We start from the raw sequence: 12,608 nt of genomic DNA on the forward strand, positions 1-12,608 counted from the left end.
ATCCAGCCTCAATTGGTGCGATAGAACAACAAATCCCAGACTCCGTGGCCAAGATTCTCACCACGCTTTTCGAATTTGGTGATCGGACGATCATCCGGGCGCGGTGAGTAGCCGCCCTGCTCCTGAGTATTGGCGAACCCTTCCGAATCGTTCATCACTTCCAGCATGTGCTCGGCGTAGTTTTCCCAGTCCGTCGCCAGGTGCAAAATACCACCCACGCGGAGTTTGTGACGAATCCTCTGAACAAAGTCGTGCTGGATCAGGCGACGTTTGTGGTGCTTTTTCTTGTGCCAGGGGTCCGGAAAGAACACCATCACACGGTCAAGACTGGCATCTGGTAAGCACAAGTCGATGACGTCATTGGCGTCGATATTGTAAACGCGCACGTTCTCAAGCCCGCGATCCTCCACCTCTTTGAGCAAGGCTCCAACACCGGGCAAATGCACTTCCACACCGATAAAGTCCTGCTCGGGGGCCGCTTCTGCCATATCCGCCAGGGATTTCCCCATGCCAAACCCAATTTCCAGGTTCAGCATGTTGTCCCGGCCAAACACTTCCCTCGGGTCGATCATGCCGTTGTCACGGGTCAGGCCGTACTTGGGCCAGCTGCGTTCATAGGCTTTTTTCTGACCCTCGGTCATCCGGCCCTGGCGCAAGACAAAACTGCGAACACCGCGGCGGGTGGTGATCGGGTTGTCGCCGGAGGCATCGTGCGTCTCATGCTGGTCAGTCATCTGTGGTCCTCAACCGTCAATGCGGATCTGATTTAGGGAACGTTATCCGCCAGTTTACCAGAGTAGGCCGCCTCAAGCGGAGACAACCGAGCTTTGCCCCTGCTGACGGTCCAGTTGCCGGTAGCCGAGTGCTTCCATCAGATAGTTTCGGGTTACCGCTGGCTGGTCATCCAGGTCCGCCAGGGTGCGGGCCACTCGCAGAATCCGATGCAACGCCCGCGCAGATAAACCCAATTTCTCCATGGCTCCGGACAACAGTTTCTCGCTCTCCGCGTTCAGATGGCTGGCCTCGTGCAACGCCTTACCGGCAAGGGCCGCATTGAGCACACCCCGTTCTGACTGCCTGGCCCTGGCCCTTAGCACCCGCTCCCGGACGCTGGCGCTGGACTCTCCGGTTTCACCGGCCCCCAACAACACGCCCCCGGCCTGCACCGGCACTTCAACGTGCAGGTCAAACCGATCCAGCAAAGGACCGGAGATCCGGGAGCGATAGCGCATGACCTGTTGCGGGGTACACTGACACTCCATGGTTGGGTGGCCGCTGTAGCCGCAAGGGCATGGATTCATGGCGGCAACTACCTGAAATCTGGCAGGAAATGTTACTTGCCGGGCGGCCCGACTGATGGATATTTCGCCGGTTTCCATAGGTTCCCGCAACACCTCCAACACGCGGCGCTGGAACTCTGGCAACTCGTCAAGAAACAGTACGCCTCGATGGGCCAGGGAGATCTCTCCGGGCCTTGGGCTGCTACCACCTCCCACCAGCGCCACCGCCGAAGCGGTATGGTGCGGGGAACGAAATGGAGCCTGCCGCCAACCACCGGGCTTGAGGGGAAGGCCGGCGACCGAATGCACACTGGCCACTTCCATGGCCGCGGTGTCGTCCAGGGCTGGCAGTATGCCGGGCAGCCGGCTGGCCAGCATACTTTTGCCGGTGCCTGGCGGGCCAAACAGCAGAAGATTGTGCCCGCCGGCAGCCGCCACTTCCAGGGCCCGTCGGGGAACCTGCTGACCACGGACGTCCGCTAGGTCCAGCCCCTCGTCCCGGGGCCCGGCTTCTGGCTGGGCTCGAGCTACCGGGGATATCCGGGCGCGACCAGACAAATGCTCACAGACAGTCAGGATGTGGCTGGCGGCAAACACGTCGTCATTGCTGGCCAGCGCCGCCTCGTCGGCATTGTCCTGGGGAAGCAGCAGTACCCGAGCGGCCTCCCGGGCCGCCAGTACCGCCGGCAATACCCCCTTCAGGGGCCGTAATGCTCCATCCAGGGACAACTCACCAATAAACTCGAGGTCTTTGAGACTCTCGGCGGGAATCTGCCCGGAAGCGGCGAGGATGCCAAGGGCGATGGGCAGGTCGAAGCGCCCACCCTCTTTGGGCAGGTCTGCGGGGGCCAGGTTAATGGTGATTCGACGGGCGGGGAATTCGAACCCGGCGTTGATCAAGGCACTGCGAACCCGGTCTTTGCTCTCACGCACACCGGTTTCCGGCAAACCAACAATCGACAGGGCAGGCAGCCCGCCAGACAGATGCACTTCAACGGTAACGGCGGGTGCAGACACACCAATACTGGCACGGGAATGGACAATAGCAAGCATGGCAACCTTCCTTGGCAATCAGTTTCTTACAAGGCCCGGCCGCTGCATCCTGCAGGCCGGGCCAGACCGGTCATTATGAGGACAGTTTCTGCTCGAGTTCGGCAACCCGCTTCTCAAGCGCTTCCACTTTTTCACGGGTTCTCATCAGTACCGCCTGCTGGGCATCGAACTCTTCGCGGGTGACCAGTTCCAGCTTCGACATGACCGTCATCACCGTTGCTCTGGCCTGGGCCTCAAAATCGTCTTTCGCGGCCCGAGCCATATCCGGTACGAACTGGCCAAACTGGCCCTGTAACTGAGCAAAAAAGTCCTGTGGTCCTTTCATAAATCACCTCTGAGAGTCTCTGTTTCCCGACGCGGCAAAAGCCTTGGCTGAGTCGCTATCCGCTTTGGTGGGAGTGTATCACACCGCCGCCCCTGCCATACTGTGCCCTGTCCGCATTATAATGGTGGCGGATGGCTAAACCGGCCATGCTCTTTTTTGAGCCAAGGGCGGGCTCATCGCACCAAGTTGGTGCGCGTTATTGCGCCATTCTGGAACAGGATATAACCAACAAACTGATTTAAAACAATTTTTTTGCGTTGGCACACCCGATGCTAAAGCTCTCGTACGCAATCCGCACAATTGATGTGCGAGGTGGCAGCATCCCGAACTCAACAACCGGCCGCTGGCCCTCACTGTTGGGACGGCTTTACCAAGGAGAAAGCAATGAAACTTGTGACAGCGATCATCAAGCCTTTCAAATTGGATGATGTCCGTGAGGCACTATCCGAGATTGGCGTACAAGGCGTAACCGTCACTGAAGTCAAAGGCTTCGGTCGGCAAAAAGGCCACACAGAGCTTTACCGTGGCGCGGAATACGTGGTGGACTTCCTGCCCAAAGTCAAAGTGGAAATCGCCATTGGCGACAACCTGCTTGACCAGGTCATCGAAGCCATCACCAAGGCGGCCAATACCGGCAAAATCGGCGACGGCAAGATCTTCGTGACCGAACTGGCGCAAGCCATCCGGATTCGAACCGGCGAGACTGGCGAAGAAGCGGTCTGACAGCAGACTGACTCTGAAAAAAGCCAACGCAAAAAATTTATAACCTAAGAGCCTTGTGCGGAGGGCCTCCTATGGAAAGCACTGTTTTTGAAATACAGTACGCATTAGATACGTTTTACTTCCTCGTGTGTGGCGCATTGGTCATGTGGATGGCAGCAGGCTTTGCCATGCTCGAGTCTGGCCTGGTGCGCTCAAAGAACACCACTGAAATCCTGACCAAGAACGTCGCCCTGTACGCCGTTGCCTGCACCATGTACATGGTCTGCGGCTACGCGATCATGTACGGTGGCGGCACCTTCCTGAGCGGCATTACTGGCATGGGCGTTGAAGAAGGCTTCGAGTATGAGGCTGCATCAACCTACGCGCCATCCGCTGACTTCTTCTTCCAGGTGGTCTTCGTAGCCACGGCCATGTCCATCGTATCCGGTGCCGTGGCTGAGCGCATGAAGCTCTGGGCATTCCTGATCTTCGCGGTTGTGATGACCGGTTTCATCTACCCGATGGAAGGTGCCTGGACCTGGGGCGGCAACGATGTGTTTGGCATGTATAACCTGGGCGATCTTGGCTTCAGTGACTTTGCCGGCTCTGGCATCGTACACATGGCTGGTGCAGCTGCGGCCCTGGCTGGTGTCCTGCTGCTGGGCGCCCGTAAAGGCAAATACGGCCCGAACGGCGAGATCCGTGCCATTCCCGGCGCCAACCTGCCCCTCGCCACTCTCGGTACCTTCATCCTGTGGATGGGCTGGTTCGGCTTCAATGGTGGCTCGGTTCTGGCAACTGCCTCCGCAGAATCCGCGAACGACGTCGCCATCGTGTTCATGAACACCAACGCCGCAGCGGCCGGTGGCGGCCTAGCGGCTCTGATCCTTGCCCGACTGATGTTTGGCAAAGCTGACCTGACCATGCTCCTGAACGGTGCACTGGCTGGCCTGGTAACCATCACTGCCGGCCCGGACACTCCTACCCCGCTGCTGGCAACCGTTTTCGGTGCCCTTGGTGGTCTGCTGGTGGTGGTGAGCATTGTGAGTCTGGACAAACTGCGCATTGACGACCCAGTTGGTGCCATCTCCGTTCACGGCGTCTGTGGTCTGCTCGGCCTGCTGCTGGTGCCGGTTACCAACGGCGACGCCAGCTTCAGCGGCCAGATCATCGGCGCCATCACCATCTTTGTCTGGGTCTTCGTGACCAGCCTGATTGTCTGGGGCATCCTCAAGGCGGTCATGGGCATCCGGGTATCCGAAGAAGACGAGTACGAAGGTGTGGATTACTCCGAGTGTGGCATGGAAGCCTATCCAGAGTTTGTCAGCGGCAAGCAGTAAACCGGTCTGACAACCGCGGAAAACAAGAAGGGCGCCAAATGGCGCCCTTCTTGTTTCTGTTACTGGCGTCCCGTCACTAACAGACGCCCTGGAACAATTGGTCATCCGCGTGCCGCAGATACAACATCAATTCCATTTCCGCTTCGTGGACACTGTCAAATGGCCCCTGGATCGAGCCCTCGCGAGTCTGGAAAAACCACTGTCCGTTGACCAGCGAGAACCGCTCACTACGAAACCAGTGACGATCCTGTTCACCTTTGCGCGTTTCCATAACAACTCCTTTCACTCCGAACACAGCACGATGATCAACAAATGACCACACTGTTTCAGCATAGCTCAGAGTGCGAAGCTGTCTAATTTTTGTCAGGCCTCTTCGGGGCGCACCGCATCTTCCAGCGCATCCACCATAAACTGAGGCATCGCCAGGGCTCCATGGTGAATGCCGGCGTTGTAATAGCGGGTCACGAACGGGCGATTGTTGGCGTCTTCCTCACGGAAATACTTCAGCGGGTTATCCTTGCTACCCAGGGTGCAGCTCCACCACCCGGTCGGGTAGACAGGCTGAGGGAACGGCAAAGTCTGTACGTGGCCGAAGCCGGCCTTCTGCATATCGTTGTGGATGTCTTTGATGATGCTGTCCGTGTGCAACAGCGGCGATTCACTTTGCTGCACAATAATGCCGCCCTCCCGAAGCGCCGCCATGGCGTCCCGGTAGAAATCCAGGGCAAACAAGCCTTCGGCGGGGCCTACCGGGTCGGTACTGTCGATAATCAGCAGGTCGATGCTGTTGGGCTCAATATCCCGCATCCACTTGATACCGTCGCCAAAAAAGAAATTTGCCCGGGGGTCATTATTGGCCTCACACAGCTCCGGGAAGTATTTTTCCGACATGCGGGTAACCCGCTCGTCGATTTCCACCTGCCAGGCCTCCTCGACACCGGGGTGCTTGAGCACTTCCTTCAGGGTTCCGCAGTCTCCACCGCCCACTATCACCACTTTCTTCGGGTTCTTGTGAGTGAACAACGCCGGGTGGGTCATCATCTCGTGGTACAGAAAGTTGTCACGGGTGGTCAGCATCACGCAACCGTCCAACACCATCAGGTTGCCAAAGGTTTCCGTTTCATAGATTTCCAGCTTCTGGAACGGCGTCTGCTCTTCGTGCAGCTTGCGCTTGACCTGCAGGGAAAATGCCGTGCCCTGATCCTGAAATACCTCGGTAAACCAGCCTTCGTTCAATACCGTCATCTGTATCTCCCATTCATTGCGCCACCACGGGGTCGGGGCCTGTTCAAAGGGGCGTATTGTAGGGGGCCCAAGGCCATAGCCAAAGTACTATTCCCCCTCGCCGCCCCGTATTTTTCACATTTCAGGCCACTCGTGGCCTGGCAATGCTTTCGATCCGGCCTGTCAGGTCCTACAATGCAGCCTGACAACGGCCTGCGGGCCATTCCGGTTTCCTGACAGGATAGCAACAATGCCTGAAACCACAGCCTTACCTGCCCACAAGGTTTATAACATCGCTCACTGGAGTGATGGCTACATCGCGGTGACTCCCCGGGGTGAAGTCGAGATCTGCCCGGACCGGGGGCGGACCGCAGCCCGCATCAACCTTCCTGACCTGACCCGGTCTCTGGCCGAGTCCGGGATTGCCCTGCCGGTACTGATCCGTTTTACCGACATACTGCACGACCGGGTGAACAAGCTTTGTGGCGCCTTCAACAAGGTGACCGCCGAACAGGGCTACAAGGGCCGCTATACCGCGGTCTACCCGATCAAAGTGAACCAGCAGCGACGGGTTGTGGAAGAGCTGTTGGCGGCACAACCCGCCGCCTCGGCCGGACAGGTCGGGCTCGAAGCCGGCAGCAAGCCGGAATTGATGGCGGTATTGGCCCTTGCCCCCAAAGCGGGGTCAGTGATTGTCTGCAACGGCTATAAAGACCGTGAGTATATCCGCCTGGCCCTGATCGGCCAGAAGCTGGGCCACCGGGTGTTTATCGTGGTGGAGAAGCAATCGGAACTGCCTCTGATACTGGAAGAGGCCGAGCGTCTTGAGGTATCACCCCTGATTGGCGTGCGGGCGCGATTGGCCACCATTGGCAAAGGTAACTGGCAGAACACCGGCGGAGAAAAATCCAAGTTCGGGTTGTCCGCCAGCCAGGTTCTGGATGTGGTGAATACCCTTAAACAGGCTGGCGCTCTGGGTACCCTGCAGCTGCTGCACTTCCACCTGGGTTCACAAATTGCCAACATCCGCGATATCCAGACCGGCCTGAAGGAATGCGCCCGCTTCTACACGGAACTGCACCAGTTGGGCGCACCCGTCGGCACCGTGGATATCGGCGGCGGCCTGAGCGTGGACTATGAGGGCACCCGCTCCCGCAGCAGCTGCTCAATGAATTACAGCGTGTTTGAATACGCCTATAACGTGGTGCATGTGCTGCAAGCCGAATGCGATCGCCAGGGCATTCCCCACCCGGACCTGATCAGTGAATCCGGCCGGGCCCTGACAGCCCACCACTCGGTTCTGGTCACCAACGTGATTGATCGGGAATCTCCAGACCATCGGGAAGTCACTGAGCCTGAAGCAGACGCACCAGCACCACTGCATGACCTTTGGCGCGACTTTCTCAGCCTGCAGGATGATCACTCACCCCGGTCGCTGGCCGAGATTTACCACGATGTGCTGCATGCGATGAACGATGTCCACGCCCAGTTCGCCCATGGTCTGCTGTCACTCAGCGAGCGAGCGCAGGCCGAAACCCTCTACACCACCTGCTGCCGCCTGCTTCGGGTTCAGCTGGACAGTGGCAGTCGGGCGCACCGGGAAATTATCGATGAACTCAACGAAAAGCTCGCTGAAAAGCTCTTTGTTAACTTTTCCCTGTTCCAGTCCCTGCCGGATGTCTGGGGCATCGACCAGATTTTCCCGGTGATGCCGATCAATGGCCTGAACCGCCCGCTGAGCCGGCGCGCGGTGATTCAGGACATTACCTGTGATTCGGACGGCCGGATTGACCAGTACGTGGACGGCCAGGGCATCGAAACTACCCTGGCATTGCCGGAGGAGAAAGAGGGCGAGCCACTGCTGATGGGGTTCTTCATGACCGGCGCCTATCAGGAGATCCTGGGAGACATGCACAACCTGTTCGGCGATACCCACTCGGTGGATGTGCGGCTGAACAACCAGGGCGAGTATGACATTGGCAAGCCCATTACCGGCGACACCGTCGCCAAGGTGCTTCGTTACGTCAACTTTGAACCGGAGAACCTGATCAAGTCCTACCAGGATAAGTTTGCCGCCAGCAACCTGGATAAACCCACACAGGACCGATTACTGGACGAACTGAAAGCCGGTCTTGAGGGCTACACTTACCTGGAGGAGTAGCCCTCAATCATCGTCGGTCTGGTGCAATCTGCGCCAGGCCGAGGGTGAAATCCCCTCCCATTTGCGAAAGGCTCGGCCAAAATTGGATGGGTCGCTGTACCCCAGGTGTTCCGAAATGTCGTCGATACTCAGGGGAGAGTGTCGCCTTAGATAATCCAGCGCCCGTTGATGGCGCACGGTTTCCTGTAGCATCTGGAAACGAGCGCCTTCTGCCGCCAGCTGGCGGCGCAGAGTACGAGCAGACACATGTAACTGCCCGGCCACATCCTCCAGACTCAGCAGGCGGCCGTCACGAACCGATTCCAGCATCCTGACCACTCGTTCCGTTACTGAGGTGGATGCCTCCATCTGCCGCATTTCTTCCTCGCATTGAGCTTCAGCCACGCGACGAGCCACAGGATTGGACAAGGATAACGGCAGGCTCAAAAACTGCTTTTGGAAGCGGAGCTGGTTAACACCGGTGCAGAAACTCACGGCATTGCCAAACAGCGGCTGGTAAGGCCCCACATTGGCTGGTTGTTCGTAGTCCACCAGGCATCGCCCGCCCTCCAACAACCGCTGACCAAACAGCAAGTTGTTCACTTCCATCAGGGAAGCCAGGACGACCTCGATGTTGAAACGATGTAAATCCCGGGTGTCGTGCTTGATATCGAGCTGAATGACAGCTTCATCGCCTTCGATAAAAAACGACAGGGCCATGTAGGCAAAACGAATCCGAAAATATTTGATCAACACCCGCAGCGCCTGATCGAGGGTGTCGCAGCTGATGGCGGCCTGAGACAGCGCACCATGGGCGGTAAATTTCAGGCGCCGGCCAAACTCCAGCCCCAGGCTGTCGTCCTTGCAGCGAACAAAGGCTTGACGACACAGCTCCGTGAACTGGTCCAGGGTAATGAAATTATCCGGGTGACCCAGTTGTGGCTGGCGGATACCGGCAGCGCTGACCAGCTCTTGCTGGGCAACGCCCCGCTCCTCTGCCAGCTGGCAAAGAATCTCTGCGTAATGGGCCCGGATAACAGGCAGGGTGCCACCGGAAAGCAGTGCGTTCATGGTTTGAACTTTGAGTCGTTATTATGGTTGTCAGACTAGCGCCTGCTCTGGGATCCGGCAATCACTCCACTGACACAACTCCGCCGACAATGCGGCCAGATTTTTTTTCACTCAAGGAAATCCACTTCTTGCAGCCTCCCGTAAATAACCAGACTGACAAACCAGCGGCGAGTGCCTAGAATGATGACTGTAATCAGCTCAACTCATGCGACTGTCAAGGAGCGTCCGGTGACCACACTGGATCAGCAACCAGCGAAAGCCGAGGGCCGAAAGGACCCTTGGGGTGTCTTGCTGGAAAAAGTAGGCAAACACCAGGATAGAGCTGCATACCACGCTTTGTTCGAGCACTTTGCGCCGCAGATAAAGTACTACGCCATTTCCAACGGCATGGCCAGCCACGCCGAAGAACTGGTGCAGGAAGTGTTTATTTCCATCTGGCGCCGCTCCTGCCTGTATGACTGGCGTAAGGCTGCGGCGTCTACCTGGATTTTTACCATTGCCCGTAATCAGCGGATTGATATGCTGCGAAAGATGCAGCGAACCAGCGCTGAAATGGCGGTGGAGACCGAGGATTTGTGGCAAATTCCGGGCGACAACGAAGATGAGCCCGTGACTTCCTTGCATCGGCTGATGTCGGAACGCCGGATTCGGGAATCGCTCAGCCAGTTGCCAGAAGAACAGATTACCGTGATTGCCAAGGTCTACATGGAGCACAAATCCCACCAGATGGTGGCGGATGAACTTCAGATCCCCCTGGGAACCGTGAAGAGCCGGGTACGCCTGGCATTGAACAAGTTAAAAGTGATTTTGCAGGATCAGAACGTATGACACGGCACCACCCCGACAGTCTCAGCCTGATGGAATACAGCGCTGGCAATCTGACTGAGCCCCATGCTCTCTGCATCCGGCTGCACCTCGAGCAGTGCCCACACTGTAGGAGCCGGGTGGACACCCTGAACAGCCTGGGCGCGGTGATGATGGAACAGCAGCCCAAGGTCACTGTGTCGGTCGGCAGTTTTGAGCAGTTGATGGCGCGCATTGACTCAGTCCCCCAGGATGCTTCACCGGTTATGCAGGCACCGCGATTGAGCCCGCTGCAGAAGTTGCTTGGTGAGGACATCAACGAGCTTCCCTGGAAACGTCAGCTGGGCGATGTCAGCGTACTGGATATTTCGGAAAAGTTTCCCGGCCAGGGTGAGCGGGTGGTACTGCAGAAACTGGTGGCAGGCGGCAAGGCTCCGGCCCACACTCACCGCGGTGATGAGACAACGATTGTGCTGCAGGGTGCGTTCGCCGACCAGAAGGGCGTGTTCAACCAATGGGATTTTGTGGTGTTAAATGAGCAGGACGAGCACAGGCCCGTTGCCGTCGGGTGTGAAGACTGCATTACATTGTCTGTACTGAGCGCCCCGGTCAAGCTGACGGGCACCTTCACCAGGATGTTGAATCCGTTCATTCGGTAAGTTCAGTTGATCAGTCCAGTGAAAAACGGAGGCAGGTTGCCTCCGTTTTTTGTGGCGACCGAAGATCCGTTATCGCAATCCGGTAATGGTTTAATTGACTTGGGCGCCCATCGCCCTAAACTGATCCATAGTAGGTAACAACTCCAGCCCCATTCAAAACGCAATAGCTGACACATGCCCGACATCATCGTCATGTTTTTCCTGCTCGGCCTGGTAGCAGGAACCGTCAAATCTGACCTGTCCATTCCACGAGAAGCCTACGACATTCTTAGCCTGCTGCTGATGCTCACCATTGGCCTGAAGGGCGGAATGGCCCTGTATGGGAACCTGGCACCAGACCTGCTTCTGGAGATGCTTGCGATAGCAGGCCTTGGTTTTGCGTTACCCCTGCTGATGATCCCGATCCTGCGCTACGGCGTCGGCTTGTCGATCGCCGACACCGCCAGTTTTGCCGCCCATTATGGCTCGGTCAGTGCGGGCACTTTTGCCGTCGCCCTGGCTTGGGTTGAAACTCGCGGCCTCAGCTCCGGCGGCCAGGTCACGCTCTATCTGGTACTTCTGGAGTTACCTGCCATCATGGTCGGGCTTTGGTTCTACAGACGTTTTGGCAAACGCACTGGCGATGCCAAGGGCACGCCGCTCTGGCAGGAAACCCTGACCAACCGAAGCGTTATCCTGCTGGTGGGTGGCGTGGTCATTGGAGCGCTTTACGGGCCAGGACAGGGCACCGGGGTCACCGCCCCCCTCACCAGCGCCTTTTCCGTCATTCTGTCGCTGTTCCTGCTGGAGATGGGGCTGGTGGCCGCCGAAACCCTGCGCAACCTGAAGCTGATCCACTGGAGAATCGTACTATTCGGGCTTGCAATGCCCCCCGTGCTGTCGGTGGCGGGGCTAACGGTGGGCACTCTGCTCGGGCTCGACACCGGCTCTATCGTCATCCTCGCCACCCTCACCGCCAGTGCGTCCTACATCGCCGCACCGGTGGCAATTCGCCACGCCGTTCCCGATGCCAATATCGGCCTGGCCATGCTGGCTTCCCTGGGCGTCACCTTTCCATTCAATGTGCTCGTCGGCATCGGGCTTTATTACTCCATGCTCAGCTGGGCGGTGCCGCTATAGTGTCCCGCATGGCGCCGCCTACCAGGGTAACTCCGAACCATCCCAACTGAAGAATCGACCGTTACTGCTGTCGTCCAGGGCGCCCAATACCCGGATCAGGTTATCAGCCGTCTGCAAGGGCGTATGTACCGTCAGTTTGGACAGTGACTGGCTGAACGGTGAACTCAGGGCCGACTCGGTGGTCCCCGGATGCAGCGCCACGCAGGCAATGGGCTTGCACCGGCGAGGCAGTTCGATGGAAAGATTCCGCACCAGCATATTCAGGGCGGCTTTTGAACTCCGATAAGCATACCAGCCGCCAAACCCGTTATCGGATATCGACCCCACCTTGGCCGAGATGGCTGCCACGCGCTTGAACTCACGATGCCGCAGCCAGGGCAGCAGGGCCTGGATCAGCAAGGCAAATCCGGTGGCGTTGACCGCGAAAGCACGGGCCATGTTAGCAGCCGCCACGTCTTCCAATCGCTTCTCGGGAAAAAGCCGGTCGTCATGCAGCAGGCCAGCGGCGTAAATCACCGTGACGATCGGGCCGGAACCGTCCAATGCCGTTTTCAACTCGGCTTTATCAAGCCGCTGCTCATCGTCCGCATCCCAGGCCAGCAATCTCACACCGGGATGATTTCTGAGATCGTCCGGTGCCCACTGAGGATCTCGGCACAGACCAATGACGGCCTGTTCCGGGCAAGTCTCCAGATAGCGTTTTGCCAACGCCGCACCAATTGCACCGGATATACCGGCAATCACGATCGTCATTCCCACGCCCTTCCACTATCAATGGATACCATGACGGTGATACGAAAATTCAATGCCTTCGGGCCACCAGCCAGCAAACCAAAAAATTCAAACGCTCGTATGAAGAGACACTTCCGGATTGAAACAACGACATCCGGC

At 57.8% G+C, this 12,608-nt stretch carries 13 protein-coding genes; 6 read left to right on the forward strand and 7 right to left on the reverse strand.

The annotated features are described in order from the left end of the window. Positions 1-8 precede the first annotated feature (8 nt). The 3 genes from trmB to ACTZWX_RS04520 form a co-directional block, all read right to left on the reverse strand. Positions 9-734 (reverse strand): tRNA (guanosine(46)-N7)-methyltransferase TrmB, encoded by a 726-nt coding sequence (trmB, locus tag ACTZWX_RS04510; protein ID WP_061332551.1) that lies wholly within the window; start codon positions 732-734, stop codon positions 9-11. A gap of 72 nt (positions 735-806) precedes the next feature. Beyond that, the gene (locus ACTZWX_RS04515; protein ID WP_444712915.1) at positions 807-2,333 is read right to left on the reverse strand and encodes a YifB family Mg chelatase-like AAA ATPase; all 1,527 of its coding nucleotides are present in this window, start codon (positions 2,331-2,333) and stop codon (positions 807-809) included. Between the two features lie 73 nt (positions 2,334-2,406). After that, positions 2,407-2,658 (reverse strand): accessory factor UbiK family protein, encoded by a 252-nt coding sequence (locus ACTZWX_RS04520; protein ID WP_061332549.1) that lies wholly within the window; start codon positions 2,656-2,658, stop codon positions 2,407-2,409. Positions 2,659-3,042: 384 nt separating this feature from the next. Between ACTZWX_RS04520 and glnK the strand changes: the two genes are divergently transcribed. Together glnK and ACTZWX_RS04530 are read left to right on the forward strand one after the other, a co-directional pair. Beyond that, the gene (glnK, locus tag ACTZWX_RS04525; RefSeq protein WP_058091350.1) at positions 3,043-3,381 is read left to right on the forward strand and encodes a P-II family nitrogen regulator; all 339 of its coding nucleotides are present in this window, start codon (positions 3,043-3,045) and stop codon (positions 3,379-3,381) included. Positions 3,382-3,452: 71 nt separating this feature from the next. Further along, on the forward strand, positions 3,453-4,700 hold the full coding sequence (locus tag ACTZWX_RS04530) for an ammonium transporter (protein WP_444712916.1): 1,248 nt from the start codon (positions 3,453-3,455) through the stop codon (positions 4,698-4,700). A 76-nt stretch (positions 4,701-4,776) separates the two neighbouring features. Here ACTZWX_RS04530 and ACTZWX_RS04535 read toward each other — a convergent pair whose 3' ends face one another. Both ACTZWX_RS04535 and speE read right to left on the reverse strand, forming a co-directional pair. Beyond that, a complete protein-coding gene (locus ACTZWX_RS04535; RefSeq protein ID WP_061332547.1) occupies positions 4,777-4,971 on the reverse strand; it encodes a DUF6316 family protein in 195 nt (64 codons plus the stop codon). A gap of 92 nt (positions 4,972-5,063) precedes the next feature. Beyond that, a complete protein-coding gene (gene speE, locus ACTZWX_RS04540) occupies positions 5,064-5,945 on the reverse strand; it encodes a polyamine aminopropyltransferase (protein WP_444712917.1) in 882 nt (293 codons plus the stop codon). Positions 5,946-6,174: 229 nt separating this feature from the next. Between speE and speA the strand changes: the two genes are divergently transcribed. Continuing rightward, a complete protein-coding gene (gene speA / locus ACTZWX_RS04545) occupies positions 6,175-8,085 on the forward strand; it encodes a biosynthetic arginine decarboxylase (RefSeq protein ID WP_444712918.1) in 1,911 nt (636 codons plus the stop codon). Positions 8,086-8,088: 3 nt separating this feature from the next. On the opposite strand, the gene ACTZWX_RS04550 is transcribed toward speA, so the two are convergent. After that, the gene (locus tag ACTZWX_RS04550; RefSeq protein WP_444712919.1) at positions 8,089-9,135 is read right to left on the reverse strand and encodes an AraC family transcriptional regulator; all 1,047 of its coding nucleotides are present in this window, start codon (positions 9,133-9,135) and stop codon (positions 8,089-8,091) included. A gap of 228 nt (positions 9,136-9,363) precedes the next feature. Between ACTZWX_RS04550 and ACTZWX_RS04555 the strand changes: the two genes are divergently transcribed. From ACTZWX_RS04555 to ACTZWX_RS04565, 3 genes are all read left to right on the forward strand, one after another. Then, entirely contained in the window at positions 9,364-9,963 is a 600-nt protein-coding gene (locus ACTZWX_RS04555; protein ID WP_061332542.1) for a sigma-70 family RNA polymerase sigma factor, read from the forward strand. Beyond that, positions 9,960-10,598 carry a ChrR family anti-sigma-E factor gene (locus tag ACTZWX_RS04560; RefSeq protein ID WP_444712920.1) on the forward strand — a complete coding sequence of 213 codons (639 nt, stop codon included), beginning with the start codon at positions 9,960-9,962 and terminating at the stop codon, positions 10,596-10,598. The genes ACTZWX_RS04555 and ACTZWX_RS04560 overlap by 4 nt, the downstream gene beginning before the upstream one ends. A 174-nt stretch (positions 10,599-10,772) precedes the next feature. Further along, the gene (locus tag ACTZWX_RS04565; protein WP_444712921.1) at positions 10,773-11,717 is read left to right on the forward strand and encodes a sodium-dependent bicarbonate transport family permease; all 945 of its coding nucleotides are present in this window, start codon (positions 10,773-10,775) and stop codon (positions 11,715-11,717) included. A gap of 18 nt (positions 11,718-11,735) precedes the next feature. On the opposite strand, the gene ACTZWX_RS04570 is transcribed toward ACTZWX_RS04565, so the two are convergent. Then, positions 11,736-12,470: an SDR family NAD(P)-dependent oxidoreductase gene (locus ACTZWX_RS04570; protein WP_444712922.1), complete on the reverse strand. Its 735-nt coding sequence runs from the start codon at positions 12,468-12,470 to the stop codon at positions 11,736-11,738. Positions 12,471-12,608: the final 138 nt, after the last annotated feature.

Origin of the sequence: Marinobacter sp. NSM (genome assembly GCF_052380025.1) — a bacterium.
GTDB lineage: Bacteria > Pseudomonadota > Gammaproteobacteria > Pseudomonadales > Oleiphilaceae > Marinobacter.